Annotated in this window: 4 protein-coding genes; all 4 read left to right on the top strand. The window is 43.4% G+C overall.

Annotated elements, in window-relative coordinates:
• The first annotated feature begins 105 nt into the window (after positions 1-105).
• Genes RA156_RS09165 through RA156_RS09150 form a run of 4 tightly spaced genes read left to right on the top strand, consistent with a single transcriptional unit; the run spans position 106 to position 18,840 of the window.
• Positions 106-561, top strand: a complete 456-nt coding sequence (locus RA156_RS09165; RefSeq protein WP_306639619.1) for a hypothetical protein — start codon at positions 106-108, stop codon at positions 559-561.
• Positions 551-7,558, top strand: coding sequence for a hypothetical protein (locus RA156_RS09160; protein WP_306639617.1), 7,008 nt, complete (start codon positions 551-553; stop codon positions 7,556-7,558). Before RA156_RS09165 ends, RA156_RS09160 begins: the two co-directional genes overlap by 11 nt.
• A 32-nt stretch (positions 7,559-7,590) precedes the next feature.
• Positions 7,591-8,238: a hypothetical protein gene (locus tag RA156_RS09155; protein ID WP_306639616.1), complete on the top strand. Its 648-nt coding sequence runs from the start codon at positions 7,591-7,593 to the stop codon at positions 8,236-8,238.
• Between the two features lie 12 nt (positions 8,239-8,250).
• A complete protein-coding gene (locus RA156_RS09150) occupies positions 8,251-18,840 on the top strand; it encodes an RHS repeat-associated core domain-containing protein (RefSeq protein ID WP_306639615.1) in 10,590 nt (3,529 codons plus the stop codon).
• Positions 18,841-18,851: the final 11 nt, after the last annotated feature.

Below are 18,851 nucleotides of genomic sequence, written 5' to 3'. Positions count from 1 at the left end.
CTTACAGTCTTCTACTTGTTGGTCGTGTTAGTTTCCTGCACTAGCGTGGAAAACTTGAATACGAATACTCAGATAGAGTCATTCTGTAAGTCGGAGTCTCACGGAATGCGAAAGCTGAAAGAGACACCGATCATGAATATGGATGTGACCATGATTCCATCTATCAACGAAGAAACAGGGGAATTGAATCAAGTGGCATTTTCTTGGACCCTCAGTCCTAGGAATGGAGGTTCGTCTCGTGATTTATTGACACACAATGTCAACAGCGAACAGGATTGGAAGGCTCGAATCAATGAGGTGAATTTTTACATCGGAGAATTAGTGGAGATCGTCACTTCTGAAGGAGAGATCGAACCATTGATGACTCATACCGAGAATACCCATGGTCTTTCGAAAGAAATAGCCATGCAAACTGTGTTTCCCCCGCATATTCTGTCGAATAACGACGATTTAACATTTGTCTTCCACGATGAAATCTTCCACACTGGAACGAATAAAGTGGTTTTCAAACAAGAAGATATCCAGCACTTGCTGTCTAAAATTGAGACTTATGAAAATTAATGCTGCACTTCGACTCAAAGCACTGTTTTTGCTTTTGCTTTTTGCTTCGGAATTATTTTATCCGACAGCGGCATTGGCACTAACAAGTGGTCCGTCACAACCTGAATTTAGCAGCTTCGAGCCTGTCTCAAGTTCAGATATGGTAAACCCGTTCACCGGAGATTTCTCATATAACCTCCCAGTGCTCCAAATCCCGGGTCCGAATGGAGGAGGCTATGCCTTATCACTGAGCTACCATTCAGGTGTTCAACCTGAAGAAGAGGCATCATGGGTAGGTCTTGGCTGGACTTTGAATCCAGGGGCAATTAACCGATCAAAGCGCGGTTTTCCAGATGATTGGAAGGGTGAGAGTGTGACTTATCATAATAAGCGTCCGGCAAACAAGACAACCTCAGCTACGATTTCTGGTCCAATAGAGACATTTGGTATTGACCTGTCTGTTTCTGGAAATGCCTCGGTTCGCTACAACAACTACACTGGTTACGGATTCTCAAGTGGGTTGAGTTTTACATCTGATAAAGGTTTATCAAGCATTGGGGTTCAATTTTCTGAAGGACAAGCAAGTTTCTCCGGTTCAGTAAATCCTGGTCGAATTGCACATACTCGTTACAAATCGTCTCAAGCTTCGTCTGAGAAGGAAGAGTCGATTGCTTCTGCAAAAATCAGTTCATGGATTAAAGAAGGGAGTAAAAAGAGCACATTAACTGTTGCGGGGAGTCAATATGGAGTTTACTCACATAATTATTCAACGCGCTCAGAGAAAATTCATGGATATGAAGGAACCTCCACTAACGTCACTTTTCAAGGGGTTGGAACCTTAACCCCCTTACCAATTGGAAGTAGTGCAAGTATTTCTGGAGCATTTACTAAACAAGAGTATACCGAAGTAGACGAGAAGAATGTGTACGGATATATGTACTCAGGGGACGTGAGTAACAGTGAGGATATTCAGGATTATTATGTCGAGAAGGAGAATACTTACAATAGAAATGATAAGTCCATTGGTGTTCCATTTAGCAATCCAGACGCGTTCGTGGTTTCTGGAGAGGGCATCGGCGGGGGATTCCGAATGTACAATTCACGTGTAGGAACCTTCCGTCCAAACAAAAAATCCAATCATACCGATATCTATAACATCGCCTTTGAAGGAAATGTAGGTTCAAATAACGGGGTAGGTACTCAACTAGGAACAGGTGATCATGATTTAACTGTTGAAGGCTGGCAAACAGGAGGGTATCAATTCGCAAGTGCGGATGATCCGGAAGGGGTATTCATGCGATTCAATAGTGATTTAGGTGGAGAACTTACCTACGCATCGAACAATCCTGAAACACCATATGCAGCGGTTTTGAATGAAGGTGAAATGATTCCTGGGATCAAAGAGTACAACTTAGGAGGTGTGCCAAACATCCTGCAAGAATTGGGTGGTGGTGAGAGAGTAGGACAATCTTCTTTTGTCACTTATACAACCAATGAAGAGATCTTAGAAACCATTGACGATTTAAATGGAGATGCACTATCTCCAACAACTCGCTACAAGGCTTACACCAAAAAAGACAATATCTCTAATGCAGCCATCGCGAGAAGTACCGTTCCTGATCAAGTAGGTGAAATAGCAGTCGTTAATGAGTCTGGTATTCAATATGTTTATGGATTACCGGTATACGCTCGAAACGAAAAAGATCTGCAGTACAGTCTTGTTGAGGGATACAGTGTACCTGATCTGGGATTAAACAGTGGAGAAGTCAATAACATCTTCATGAATAACCCAGAAGAGGCTGAAGTGAAAATGGGGGAAGAGCGTGATACACCATATGCTACAAGTTACCTCCTAACACAAATCACAACCTCTGATTATTTAGACATGACAATGAATGGTCCTACAGACGATGATCTCGGGGGATGGACTAAATTCAAATACAAGAGAATCGCAGGAGGACTTGATCAAGACAGCGATGAATGGTACAAATGGAGGGCACCATATAAGGGCTATATCTACAACCGCAATTCACTATCAGATCCCAAAGATGATATCTGCAGTGTTTCCGAAGGTGAGAAGGAAATCTACTACTTAGAAAGAATCGAGACGAAAACGCATGTGGCGTTGTTCATTACATCAGATCGAAAAGACGGATTCGAAGCGATTGATAACGCTGGACAGGGAGTGCAAGGGTATGGTGAAGATGGATTGTTGAAACTAGACAGAATAGAGCTTTTCGTAAAAAATCAAGACGGTAGCATTGGAGAACGACTAAAGACTGTTCGGTTTGAATATCATGAGGAATACAACGATTCTGCTGGACTTACAGGTTTGTCACCAAATGTTTGGAATGGTCAGAGCGAAACAGGTAATAATCCGGCAAAACTTACTCTGAAAAGGGTTTGGTTTGAAAACGAGAACATCTACAATGCGAAAATCGCTCCTTACGAATTTGATTATGCGTACCCACAAAACCCGAATTACCCGGAGTCAGGTCCAGGAGAAGCATATGAGGAAATAGCGGACTTCTACAACGATTATACTTTGGGTATGCAGAACCCAGATTATAATCCTTACAATATTGATGCATGGGGGAACTATCAATTTGATGGAGCAGAAAGATTGAAGAAAGACATGAACTGGGTTGATCAGAATCCCGCCCCTTTTGACCCGGCTGCATGGAATCTAAAGCAAATTCATTTACCTAGCGGAGGAGAAATTCATGTTCAATATGAAGCTGATGATTACTGTTATGTTCAAGATCAACGAGCACATGCAATGGTTTCGCTCCATCCTAGTTCGATTGAAACTCCCATACCTGATGAGATTTTTAGCGGAAGCCAGTACTTCTTGGACTTAGAATCAACTTTAGGTTGGACATGGGATACTCATGCAGATGAGATATCAGAAATGGTAGATTTGATTAACGCTGAATATTTAGGAGGAAAGAAAATCTATTTCAAGTTCTTGTATCGTTTACTGGGCGAAGGAGCACCACCTGAATTGGAAGATTGTAATGCAGAGTATATATCTGGATATGCAAAATTAGCCAGCGCCACGCTAACGGATCCTTCCGAAGGCAACGTCCGGATACGAATTACATTAAGTAGCGAAGAGGATCATCTTCCTAAAAGACTCTGCAGAGATTTCTACAAGACTCAGCGAAGAGGTCTGGTAAGTGACAATGGTGAGGTCTGCGACCCCGTGTCAGGGGAGTTCGATGATGAAGGGCCATCAGCTGTTCAAAGTTTAGTTCAAGCCTTAAGCACAATGACCTTTGCTGCGGAAGCTTGTCTTGAAATCAATGATGAACTGTCTTATTTCAGAGTTCCGCTCCCAGTAGCAAAGAAAGGCGGAGGTGTTAGAGTAAAGCGTCTACTGATGTACGACCCAGATACGCCTCAAGAAGATGGTGTAAGTTACACTAGTTTGTACGGTTCAGAGTACATCTACAAGGATATCAATCCAATCAGTGGAGATTGGGAGTCTAGTGGAGTTGCCACAAATGAGCCGCCTAGCATTCGTGAAGAGAACCCATTGACAAATGTCTTAGACGAATTCGAACAGAGCTTTATTGACAAGGTAGTAGGTGGAGTGGACAAAGACTACAACGAAGGTCCATTAGGAGAATCAATTATGCCAGGAGCAGCTGTTGGTTACTCCACAGTCATCGTGAAGAATATACACGAAGGTCCTACTGGGTCAGGTTATAATATTCAGCGTTACTATACAGCGAAAGATTATCCGTTCCAGTACGATATGACCAACTTGGATTTGACCAAAAAGGACTATTTGCCTTTGCCGTTGGGTATGTTGAACTATTTCACCAACAATCAATGGCTAACACAAGGATTCTCTTTCGTTAAGAACAACATGCACGGTCAAATGCGTTCGATGACCACTTACGCCGAGGCTTGTGGTGATTTCTCGCTAGCCCCTCCGACAGAAGGCGCACCTGGAGCATTTGATACTGGACGGATTACCAGTCAACAAGAGATAGAATATTTTGAACCGGGAGAGGCTATACCTATTTGGAAAGGCTTCAACTTCGAGGGATATGTAGAGAATGATTACGGCACTTTCGACAACATTGAAATGCAATACCCAGGGAGAGAGGTTGACGTTATCATGGAGTCGAAACAGATTCGTGACATCACGAATGATGTGAGCGTAGAAGCTGATATTTCATTCGGAACGCCGCTCATTCCTTTCGCAACTGTTGTCCCTGAGCTCACCTACAAGGAAAGCGAGCTGTACTTGCACAAAACCACTAAGGTGATTCAATACCCAGTAATTGCAAAAAAGTCAACGACTTTCACTGAAGGTGTGTATCACGTCACTGAGAATGTTGGTTTTGACGAATTAACAGGAAGAACCATTGTTTCAAGAACAACAGACGGATTTGTTGGTAAAACAATGCCCGACGGTACTCCTGCGGGAACATATACTAGTTACAGTATCCCTGCTCATTTCGAGTACAATGCGACAAAGCAAAAGTCAATTGCTGAAGGAAAGTTCATAGTTGCTGCAACTGAAGGGGTTACCATTTCAAAAACGGTCGATGAAGAAGGTGCAATCCTTCAATTCTTTGATGATGCAGATGTCGCAGGGACACCTGACCTGTGTGCTTTAATGGACAACTTCAATAGTGGAGATCTGCTTGTGGTAGGAGATATGATCTTCAATACTATTTCAGTAGACGGAAATACCCTACACATTTCACCTTCATTTGTACACAATGGAGTGAACGGTTCGAGCATTCCTGATTTAGCAGGAATTGAAATCTTGAGAAGTGGTCGTTCGAATCAAATTGCCATGGGCATCGGGAATGTAACAACCTACGGGGAGGCGAAATTGAATTCGTTTCCAAACGCTGAAGTTGCTGCAAGACAAGGCTTGGCTGATTTGTTAAACGCAAGTCTTCCACTCATCCCGAATGAAGGTGATAAGACTACGATTTCAACGTCGCAGGTCTCTTCGTATGATCTCATTAGCCCATTCAATGGAACATGTGGACCGTTAAGTGAATATGAGATGACAGTGGGGGTGGATCAATTCACCATTCCAGAAGACATTCATTTAGAACGACTCGCAGATCGAATTAGAATTTCGGTAGGAGGGCTAGAAGACCAATGGTTATCGACAGAAATTTGTGGAGATAATGAAAATAGAGCGCTTAGTGTTCAACATTTGAATAATGCATTGCCTCAGCTTTGGAACTTCACTAGTGCAGGTCTCTCTGTGTATGAGTCGACTTCTTTCCACATTGATTTCCCTGGCGTAGGAGATGTGTTAGTCTTCCCATATTCGTTTGTTACTACTGATGAAGACGGATATTTTGCCAGTATGAACGCGGCATTTGCGGCTCAAGCGGCTGTCGATTTTTCTGATTGTACTTACGAAATAATTCCGAATATTACGTTCTTTCCTCTAGGTCAGATTAATGGAGTTTCACGAGTGATTTATGTGAAACCAGAAGGACAAACAGAATATCAATTGCGATCGCTTCGTGGTGCCTACGGAGGGGAAGTCATCGTGCAAATGGCACAATATATTGGACCAAACCCGAGCGGTTCAGAGGTTGGTTACGTGGAGTCTTATTCTCCATCCTGTATTCAAAATTTTGAAGCCACTCCTTCTTCAGATCAAGAGATGATAGGTGATTATGGCCAAAGTGAGGAAGGGTATATCACTCTAACACCGAGTCATAGTTCATGTGATTTCCAGGTTTTCGAATCGAATGTGATGATCGAAAGATCTCCTCAAACGATTCAACCAGCTTGTTACCATGATATTGCTCTTTCTGGTACTAGCGGTGAATTTGCGATCGATCAAGAAACAGGATTGCTAATATATACGGATGGAGGTATGTGCTTTGATCAAGAGATTTCATGCCCTCAGTTTTGTAATACCGAGTTTGGAGGAAAAGGAATTACCAATGTGGTTTCATGCTCTGCCACAACGATTTCTGACAACTGGAACCCGGAGCTAAACCCTCTCGCAGCGGATTACAGTTACAACGAGGTTGAGTTAGGGAAGAAAGGAAAATGGCGTGGTCATGGCACCTATGCTTATAACACAGATGCCGTAGCGAGTCTTGAAGAAGATTTTAACCCGGCTACCGCCGAAAGTAGAAACTACAACACTGGACTCTTCGATATGAATTACTTCGTTTGGGGCGAAGGCGAAGGCGAAGGTTCTCAAGGGCCTTGGTTGAATCTAAGTAACCTTACCAACTATTCTTCTCAGGGCCAGGCCGTTGAAGAACGGAATATTCTCGGGATTGAAGGGGTGACGAAATTTGGATACCACGAAAACCTACCGGTTCTATCGGCACAGAATGCCAATGAGAACAATACCATTTTCTGCTCTTACGAAATGCTGTACGGAACGGAACATTTGGAGAATGGAATCAAGACGAATCCACAGTTAGAACGAAGCAATTTCAAGTCGCATACTGGGGAGTATTCCGCACGACTTATCAATTCATCGCAAGGTGCGTTCATCAGTAACATGTTCATGGATGATCATATCGGACAAGAAGGTTTGCTTGCCAAAGTATGGGTGAGCTCTGATGTAGTTGACGACCTTGTATTGGCTGATAACTTCAAGATGATCCTGCGTCCTGAAGGCAGTACCACGCTTCAGGCTGGTGAATATGGATTTAAGAAAGTGGCAAGATCCGGAGAGTGGGTGTTGCTCGAGGCATATCTACCTCCTCTTGAGAATATCGGGCTATCCAGTTTCGATATCTATCTCTATATGAATTACGGAAATACCGGAGCAACAAGCTGCTTTATTGATGATTTGCGGATTCAGCCGAGAGATGGAGCGATGACAACTTATGTCTATGATCCAGTCAATTATCGATTGCTAGCAAGTATGGATGATCAGAACTTCGCCTTGCTCTATCAATACAATGCAGAAGGGAAGCTCATTCGTCAGCTCAAAGAGACAGAAAGAGGGACAAAAACCCTTCAAGAATCACATTACAACACTCCTAAAGTCGCACGATAATGAGAGTTCAATTGTTCAAGAGACTATTGATCATGTTTTCATTGGTCCCAGCCTTAGCTACAGGTCAATCTGAGATAAAAATAGAGATTATCGAAGCGCTCAAATCTGTCAATCCAACAGAAGTTGACAAAGGCGAGGTGCTGCATTCCGAAATACGCGTTGTCACAGAACGAATTCTCAACGGTCAACGAGATAAAGTCTCAAAAGACTTCGAAGTGTATTTCGATGGTGAGACCAAATTCGTTTTCATCGATGACATGGATGTAATGGAGTCTAAAGCGAATTCAATTCGTGTAGACCATAAAAAGGAGAGAATTATTATTTCATCTGTGCCTCAAAAAAAAGAGGATGAATTCAATCCTCTTTCGGAAATAGATCGCTTTTGGGACCATTGGGAGATAGATACCATCGAACAAGTTGGGGACGAAAAACGCATTCGTCTTTTGCCAAAAGATGCGACCTCATCAACAATTGAAATCATAGAAGTGTGGCTAAACAGCAAAGGTGAGTTGCTTCGATCAGGAACAACGATCAAGAAAGGTCAATCTACTGTAACAACTACCTACATCATCAATGCATACGGTCCAGTGGAGAGTATGCCATCCCAATGCAATGATTACAACGAAGTGATCTTTCGCAACGCTGCTTACAAGAACTATAACATTCGCGATCTGCGCTAAGCCTTTGACATCATGAGAACTACATTAAAGAACTTGAAAATTGGTCGTGTTTTATTGCTGCTTATTGCATGCGGACTATCTCTTGTGAGTATTGGCCAGAGTATGGAAGTAATATCGCCTGAATCCACTGGGTTTGAAGATATCAAAGAAGGAGAGGGGAATTCTTACACGATAAGCATTGAAAATTGTACTCTCTGTGTCGGACTTCGATGGTATGTGAGTGTAAATTCAGGTACATCTCTATTGATCGAAGGAACCGAAATTCTCACTGAAACTGTTGGAGTGGAACTGGACGGTGATAATCTCGTGCTTAACACTCAATGCGGTGCGGAAGGTACGTTTATAAGTATTTCTACGGATTGCGTGGGAGGAAACCCTCTGTGCTTGCACAGTGTAAGTTTCGTTATCGGGGATGATGGAATCGATGAAGTCATGCCAATCCTTGACAACCTCTTGAATGAGGAAAAGGTGTGTGTAGACACTGATTTTTCATGGCAGTTAACTTCAGAATCTGCTTCAGCCACTAGCGATGCAGCTGAATATCATTGGACCATTGATTCTTATGGACAAGATTGCGATGGTTCCTATTCGATTTTAGATCAAGATATTACAGTCTCGACAGGCCCAGAATTGAACTATCAATTTGACAGTTCTGACCCCTATGCAGTGGGTTATCATCGTGTTACGGTGGAGGCTTATTATACGGGGTGTGATGCCAATCCTTATGGGGATTCGGGAGATATAATCGTGATGGCTGACCCTGGTCAATACAGCGTTTTCGAGGCGAACCCCTTATCTGATCTTTCAGGAATAAATTGTAGCTCAACAGGAATGGTTGAGGTAGAAGTAGCTACGAAAGCAGAGACTGATCCGTGCTTCGATTATTTCTGGGCAAACCCGTGGCTAGAGAACGTTCAATACACCTTAAATTACAATGGAGGTTCTGGTGTTACCTTCCTAAACGAAAACTTCACAGAAATCAATTCTGCTATCCTTCCTACATTAGGTGAGAATCCTGAGTTCATCTTGGCGATTGATGATTATGCTACTTCGGGAATGGTTGAAGTAACTGCTATCAATTCATGTGGTACAGAGACGACCGCAATCAACTTAAGTCTAGCAAATCCTCCAAGTCCAACAGGGCCAATCCAAGGTCCGTCATCCATTTGCGACAGTCCGACTGATTCCTACTCATATATGGTGGATCCTGTCAATAACGCCTCTAGCTATACGTGGAATATAGAAGGAGGAAATAACGCATGGATTTCCTCTGGACAAGGGACGAATCAGATTTCGGTGAATTGGCCTGATCAAGGAACTTATTCTCTTCAGGTTACGCCAGCGAATTCATCAGGATGTGGAGAAGGAACGACGCAAGACATTTCAATATATGTGCACCCGAATGACCTGGTTGAAGTAAGTCAGTTCACTATCGGAGATGGAAATTTGGCAAGCTTTAATTCTCAGGCACTCTTTATCAATGGATGTGAAGGACAAGTTTGCGTTGACAAACAGATTGACCATGCATACGTGAATATCCGTCTTGATATGGGGGATATTTATGAATACGGAATGAATGAATTCGGGTATGGTTTGGACCTACAAGTTGATTTCTTTGCTGACGCAGGAATGACACAGCTATTGGATTCAAAAACGACCGATATGTTGATTAATCAACATGAACCAGAAGAGGTATTTAGGTATCCATTCACAGAAATTCATCCAGAAACACACGCCATTTTAATTACCGTTTCGAATTACAGTGCAGTGAACTCTGTGGGAACCGACGCGGTGCGTTTAATTTGTTCGTACGAAGAAGAGTTCAAATACGGAGTAAGCAACGTCTCTTTCGGAGGACCACTTGTGCAGAACACTGGATTCTACATTGATACTGAAACAGGTAAAGCTGTCATGCAATGGAGTCCGGTAGGTTGTGTTGAAGAGTTCCCGGGTTATCAAGTTCAGTTGCTTAAACTGTACCATGAATTTAACGGGGCACCGGGAGGTGCCATGCCCGATAATTCAACATTAATAGAAACACAAGTCTCTGGATTCGTAGATTGGAGCCAAGCCCTACAGGTTGAGGTAGAAGATGGAGCTACCCAGATTTCGCTATCTCTCATGGAAGGAACGGGATTCTACATTTGGAGAGTAAGGCCAATTGGGAATTTATATTCTGACGGACTGGCAGATGAACGGAATTATGGTGTATGGTCTACAACGCCTGAGGATCTTTCACCCGTAGCTTACGATAATACTGATGGAACCTATGATATCGGCACTGGCCCTGTGGTGGGTTATTACCAACAATTCGATGAAGACCGAAATTGGGTTTACTCACGCTCTTTTGCTGAGAACGTAAAGATTGCAGAGCAATTGTCGTTTGCCAACGGATTGTTGCAATCCACCCAGAATCAAGCGCTAAGTCAGTCAAATCGGAAGGTCGTTGCTCAACAGAGTGTAATGGATTACATGGGACGACCTGCAGTCACTTCAATGGCGATTCCAACCGGACAGAAGACCCTTGGATATATCGATCACTTCATGACAGAATCAGATGGAGTGCTTTTCACTGCAAAGCATTTCGATCGTGACCACCAAAATCCAAATCCAGTCGATATTTCTGGAAATCCTTATTTCGATTACTACAGTGATCTAAATCCAGACCCTAGAATTCCTTCTTCTGAAGGATATCCATACACCCGGGTAAGATTCAGCAATGACGGAACGGACCGTGCTATTGAGCAAGCTGGCTTAGGCGAAACTTTCAGAATGAGAGATGCGACCAGTCCAAATTCAAGAACAACTATAGTGCATACTACAGCAGTGGCTGATGATGAGCTGATTCGTGTATTTGGAGATGAAGCACCAGATGCCGAAACAGTGGTTAAAACGATTACGATTGATCCGAATAAAGTAGCGAACGTGACCTACACCTCTAAATCTGGTCAAACCATTGCAACATGTTTGGCTAGAACAGGAGCTGAAGGCGCATTGGAACATTTGGACAGTGCGAATGATGACCCACTAATAGTGACTCAAGATATTGAGTCTGATATGATGATGGGGCCTAATACCATTTTTTCCTCGCACGAAGTAACACTCGTAGAAGAGCCCAGCACGGTGGTCTCGATAGACTATTCGATTACCGCGAATGACATTTACGCCTTGTGTGCCAATTATTGTTCATCATGTGATTATATCATTGAGATTTGGGTTGAGAGCAATAGCTGTCCTGAACTAGCCAGCTTAGGCTTGGTAGCTACTCACGCCATTCCAAGTTCTGAATTGAACTGTGGTGATCCTGGTTGGACACCTGAGACCTGGAGCTATGTGAATTCGTGGGATTTACCTCCTGGCACATACACCTTCACTAGAAAGGTACATGTCAACAACGTGAACACTGACGGTGAGACTCCGATCTCTTGGCTTGATCATCATTTAAATTTATTAGAGGAACAATACCAAGCCAATGCCGATGCTGGTTTAAGTGTACTCCAAACCTTGCTCGAGGTTGGTGATTATGATGCAGTCTTGTCTTATCTACAGGCCAACGGTACCTATGATTCTGATGGAGACGGTTACAATGATGTGAATTGGAACCTAGATGACGCTAACACCTACCCAGAGTCCGTTGACCTCGAAATTATTCCGGGATGTTATGTCGTTTCTATACCAGTCTCAACTTGCGATGAAAATTACTGCCCGTCACTTGATGCAGGGGAAACGTTAGGCGATTACTTCTACAACCACTTTGTTAACTACTGGGATGGTCAGTCGTTTGTATACGGTGATGCTTTCCTTGGAGAATATTCTCAGGCAGAGTTTGTGAATTTGATCAACAACATGGTGGATCACCCTTACGAGAGCACTTTTAGCACTTTCTATCAAGGAGTGGATCCTTTGGAATCTCCGGAAAATGTATCTCCTGTGTGGGATCAAAACTACCAATGCTCTGAGATGTGGATGTGCTGGATGATGCTCACCCAGACTTATCAAGACACTTACAATGCATTGGATGGTTCAGACTCCAGTCTAGACTACGATGTCGTAGATGCCTTTGTAGAATGCCAAGGCAAACGCATTGAAGGTTACACGCTCATCGCCTCTAAGGCCCGCGAGAACGCCTACCGATGGATTTACTACAACCCTGCCGCGAGCACCGCATGCGAAGAACTAATTTTCGGTTGTGTCTCTCCGTCTTGTTTAATCGGGGACGATGAAGCCTCACCGAATTTATTCTCGGGGAATTTCGCTTCGCGTTTGGCGTGGCAAGACTTCGCGGCATGTGTCGAAGGTCAAGCTCCCTACAATGGGTATTTATCTGCGACGGAACCTGTAGAAGATCTCATTTCTGTTTGTGAAGATGTATGTGAAACACGAAGAGATGCCTTCGAGACAGGCATTATTCAAATGATTCATGCACAAGGATTGTATATCCAAGACTTCGATGAGAACTATCTCGTTCAGGATTACACATATGGCTTAGAATACATTTCAGGGAGCACACCTATTGCCCCGGTAGATTTGGCCAACCCTGATTTTTTCAGCTACACGTGGTCAGAGGTACAGTGCATGGTCAATGCCATGGTCGAACATTGTAAAGGAGACTGTCAATTAACTCCTCAGTACGACGGATTGGGAGAGTTTTTAACTGCTGGAACCACTGAAGAAATGAACTTGTATCAACAAGTGATGTCGGCTGGATTTGATATCCAACCTACTGATGGGTCTGGCTCATGTGCACCAGGATATGATGTGATCGATGAAACAGTCTTTTCACCAACCAACTACTCCATTGCTCCTGTAGACCATGAATTCCTGGATTTGGGGTTGTACAACAATACACTAGTAGTCAATTACGACGATTTAACCTCAGCTGCAGAAGATCTTGCATGGATACACTTTCCTTGGTTGATAGGAGTTGAAGGGTTTGATTTCAATACATATATAGTCGATACAGATCAAGATGTCTACGATGCAGCAGATGGGCTCATTTCTCTAGGAGAAGCCATTCAACTGGCTAATAATGCACCTACAGGCAACGCACGAATACTCTTTGATTTGGACGCATATCCTGTAGTCATCGATCTTGTCAACGAGCTACCTATCATTACAGGAAACATATATATCGATGGATACTCTTCGACTGGATCTGGATTTGATGTTTCAGGCCCTGTAATCAGCATAAGAAATACCAACGTTTATTCCTCGTTGAATTCTGCAATTCTTGATGTGGAGGGGAGTCTAATCGTCTCTGGCCTAGGTTTTCATGTGGCATCTACTTATGAAAATATTGCGGTAAGAACGTACGATTTAGGCTTCGGTGAAGATACTGAATTATCTTTCTCAAGTGCTGCAGTGTACAACTGTGTTTTTACTTCCGGATCTGGAATTAACTCCAAGGCGATCGTATTTGAAGGTAGGTTCAATGCAGCGATGGGTAATGTTATTGGGACCAATATGGCAGGAGATCCAGGCCTAAGTTTCAGTTTAGCAGGCATTGAAATTAACCCACCAAGTATTCATAACCTCATTGGTGGCTGGGAAGTCGGCAGAGGGAACTGGATCGTTGGCGGAAGCTTCGGCGTGAGAAATAACAACGCTGGATTCCAAACAGGCAATACTGAAGGTCATGGTACCGCGATTCATCGAAATAGTATTTTCAATTGCACCAAGGCAATTGGTTCTTACTCAACTTTAGGTTATAACTACCGAGCGGTACCACCAATGATCGATATTAACTCGCTAACGGTTGATCATATTGAGGGTTTCGCGGCAGACTTACAGACCGGGCCTGCTTCAGACGGATTGAATCCATGTGAACACTGTTACATCAATTTGTACAAGACCAATACGATTGATCAAGCTCCTGAATATCTTGGGACAACAATCACTGATATAAATGGAGAGTGGACTTTCGATTGGTTACAGGACCACCCAACATATAACCAAGGAGATCAACTTGTTGCAACGGTAACCGTTTCAAGGGCATCATTGTCTTATTTCTCCAATGGAGGGCCAGAATATTACACAGCGGCCACGCCAAATAGTGATATCTACGATTGGCTTGCAATCTTCGGCACTACATCTGAACTATCAGATCCTATGACAGTTCCTGCGTGTAGCTTCGAACCATTCTGTTTCCAATGGCAAGAATTGACCGTTCCAGCAGGTGAATACCTTGCGATTCCTTCGTGTGAAGATTTAGCTATTCAAGCGATTGAGCTTTCTCTTGATCAACAGAATTTCGACTTTCAAGAAGAATACTTAGATCAATTTGAAGCGCAGTACGAAGAAGAGTGTGCATCACCTGAGAACTTGAATGACTCATTCCAAGTGAGTTATTCATTAGGGTACCACCATTACACGCTATTCTACTATGACCGTGCTGGAAATCTACATCGAACGATACCACCGGAAGGAGTGGTTTACACGGATGTTGATAACGATCTGCCAGAACATGGCTTTATCACGCAGTATGGATATAACAGTCTAGCGCAACTAACCCATACTTCAACTCCGGATGGGGGAGATAAGGATATGTTCTACGATGCCATTGGTCAATTGCGCTATTCTCAAGATGCTCAACAGTTGGTGGACAGTAAACTGTCCTACTCAAAATATGATGAATTAGGGCGTCCAATTGAGTCGGGGGAATGTGATGACGAAGACGGTAACCCAAGTGCCCATGTCAATAACATGGCTTGGGCTCCTAATGCGAAAGAAGTAAATAGAGCACGATACTCCGAATCAGCGTCAATTGCTTACCAAGGCAAAGCTCAAAGATATCTGCAGAACCGGGTCAGTTCACGTGTCTATGATGAAGATGGTGATTTCAGTACAATCGATGATCAGACGGCTAATAAATACAGTTACGATGTTCACGGGAATGTAGAATGGCTCGCTCAATCGGTTCCCGGAATTGGTACGCGATTCATGGCGTACGATTATGATTTGTTCTCCGGCAATGTAACCCAATTCAGTTACAGCGATGGGGAGCCAGATCAATTCTATCATCGATATGAGTACGACGCTGACAATCGACTGACTAACGTATACACATCTACGGATGAGGTGATTTGGGATCAAGACGCACGATATGTTTATTACAAACACGGACCTCTTGCCCGTCTTGAAATAGGTGAGGATAAAATTCAAGGAATTGATTACGCTTACACGCTTCAAGGGTGGATTAAAGCGATTAACCACGACGATCTTCTTTCCAGTGAACTGGATGATCAGTTTGCGGATGATTTGTTCGGAATGGTGCTGACGTACTATGAAGGAGACTTCGTGAAGACAAATTCTGAGTTTAATAGCCTTAACGCTGGGCTCACCCCAGATGCCGATCGTAATCTCTATAACGGAAACATTGCTACTTGGTCTTCGAACTTCGACTATTCTGTTCTTCCAGCAGGAACTGATCTTCAATACCAACAGAAGACTGCCTACAAGTACCGCTATGACCAGTTAAATCGAATCAAGTCAGGAGATTTCCAATACTATGTAGGTGATCCTGGGCTGGGTTCTTGGAATGCGACACAAGACTATGCCGTTGATTATTCCTACGATGCCAATGGCAATATCATGTCTTTGAACAGGAATGGTCACGGCGAAGCAGGAATCGGTATGGATGAATTGTCCTATTACTATAACCAAGGGGTGCCAATGGCTGATCGCAAGAATCAGTTAATTCAAGTAGCTGATGCCATTTCTTCTAGTGGATACCAAACCGATTTTGAGGGAATTTCTAGTTACACTTACGATGAAACTGGAAATCTAATTTCCGATACGGAACAATCCATAGATGAGATAGAATGGAATGCGAGTGGTAAGATCAAGCGTATTACTAGGACCACAAGTGGGCATGAACTTAGCGACCTCGAATTCATCTATGATGTAGATGGGAATAGAGCGGTGAAAATCGTAAAACCACGAGAGTACACTGGGCTTGCTTCCAATAACCAGTTGGTTGATCAAGACCAATGGATATATACCTATTACGTTCGTGACGGTTCGGGAAATATCACCGCCAATTACACAAAGTCAACTTTCACCTATGAAGGTGGCTACCAAGAAACGTATCGACTGACAGAACAACCAATTTATGGAGCAAGTCGAATAGGTGTACACAAACGCCTACAAGAACCAGTAGTACGAACGATTGATTACATCGATGGTTTTGGACCAATGATTATAGAGCCGAATACCACTCGTGTAACTGAAAATTCTGCGCAATGGACAGGGTACAATCAAACAACCACCATGTCGAATGCCACCACAACGATTACTTCGAACGAGGCCTATTTGTTGGGTTACTCAGATGATTCAGGGGCACCCGTTCAAGCACCTGGTCTGGCCACGGTGATGGCTCAAGGAGCGGTCCTAGGAGAAAATGTCTTGCTGACTGAAGACCAAGATGGGGTTCCGGTATTCTATAGTGTGTCTTTCGCTAACTTGAATGGTTCAAGCGACGCTACACTGGTATACAACCGTTTCGGTTTCATCATGCAGAACCTAACAGATGAACCAATCATTGCTTCCTCGAACGGTTCAATGCAAGCAGCGCAATTAGGGAATTCTTCACGGTTTGCACTATTCACTGTAGGTGAAGATGATGTTGTATACCGCCACATTATAGACTTGGAAGAGCCTGGGTTCACATTATTCGGAATGAACATGGGCGCGATCGTGGAAACAAACGTTCCTGTGAGTTCGCTAAATCACGCTTACAAGCACGATCTCGCGATCATTGAAGATCATCGTGCTGGTGGATTGATTCATGTCTATGCCACTAGAACAAGTGAGGATAACCCATTCGTTCAAGAAGTTGTGGTCATACAGATGAACCAAGGAGACTTGACGTTCGAGGAGATTGTCCTAGACTCCTATACAGCTGGAGCGGGCTCTTCTTCGACAGATCGAAACCCGATCCGTATCTCACCGAACGGGAATCTGCTGTCTTTCAAATATGACCATTCATTGTTTCAAGATGCGCTGAGAACTTATCAGCTCTCTGAAACAATGTCTGGTGCCGCCATTATTTCGAATAATGTTCTTGACATGCTTACCATTGTTGAAGACTTAGACTTTTCTTCTTCATCACAATCATTGTATGTATCAATGAGCAAGTTTGGGGCGAGTAGTAACGATACTTACCTCACAGGTGAAACGGGAACTGCAGGATTGTACAGAACGAATGTACTTAGTGGAAGCCAAGACCCTATTGCCGCAGGAGTGGGAGATGTTCGAAGAACAATAAATGGTGAAATGATGATGGTAAAAGGTGCAGCCGACGATATAGTTCTCGTGGGGGATGCTGATGATCCATCGCCGCAACCAGTAGTTTCTTCTGTGCTAAGCGATGATATGATTTCTGTTAGCGGATGGGCTATTGCTGTAGAACGTGATTACACATCGGGTCTTTCAAAACAGGTTAGTAAGATTTTTGACAACGAACAGCAGCAGGCAAACTTTGGCCGGGCATTAGGTGAAAGATCCTATGAAATAGTGGATCACTTGGCAAATAGTAGAGCTCTGTTCAGTGACAAGAAATTAATAGAAATGGTGGGTGGCGAGCCAGATGTAAACCAGTCAAAAGGAGATTTGCAAGCAATTGCAAATCACTATCCATTCGGTATGCAGATGCCTAGTAGAGGGTTCTCAGGTGATGACTTCAGGTACGGCTTCCAAGGGCAAGAGGAAGATGAAGAGTTCTTAGGCGGAGCAGCCAGTTACAAATATCGCGTGTATGATTCGAGAATTGGTCGATTCTTAAGCTTGGATCCATTAGCTCCGAATTATCCTCATAATTCTCCATACACCTTTTCTGAAAATGTAGTAATAAACTCAATTGAACTTGAAGGGCTTGAAAAAGTATATGTCTACAATGTATGGTATGATGGTGAAGGAAATAAGCATAAGAAGCTATCTCATGAAGAAATCAATGTCAAGGCGTCAGTTGACCAAAGGGTATATCGATATTATGACGCGCAAGGTGAATTGTATGCAGAAAGAACCCAGACTATTGGAGAAGGCGGAAGGGGTAGTTACATAGAATTCAGCGAAAATGGTTTTAAAGCGAGTGCTGGAGATGTTTTAGTTGCTAGTGATAGTGGCATGAGTCATGCCAGATTTGAAGGGCCTAGTGCTGAAGCATATGCAACTTCTGATGGCTATGGTGTTCATGCACGAGCAGAAGTATCCGTTGCATCAGCCGATTTTCAGATTAGTACATCGGATGGAAGCGCTAGCCTCCGAGGAGATGGTGATTTTTTATTCGCTGAGGCTCACGTGGACCTTCAAGGAACAGAAGAGAATCCGTTTATCGGCTTAGACGTAGATGCCGGTGCCAGAGCTGGAATATTGAGAGGGTCAGTAGGCACAGATATGCCGCTTTTGGAAGGATTGGGAATTAGGGTAGATTTCGGTGGGTCTGTGGTATCTGCAGGAGGGTCTGTCAATCTTCATGCGGGTTACAGCACAGAAAATGACAGACTTGAAGCAGGGTTTGGGGGAGCTTTGAGTCTTTTATTTGGTCTTGAAGGGAGAATATCCTTGTACTACGATCCAACAGAAAGTAGCACCGAGGACCCTTAAACCAGCTGTTC

This window comes from Sanyastnella coralliicola, from assembly GCF_030845195.1.
In the GTDB taxonomy this organism is placed as follows: domain Bacteria; phylum Bacteroidota; class Bacteroidia; order Flavobacteriales_D; family Sanyastnellaceae; genus Sanyastnella; species Sanyastnella coralliicola.
The sequence above is the reverse complement of the archived record's forward strand: the minus strand, read 5'-3'. Positions and strand labels throughout refer to the sequence as shown.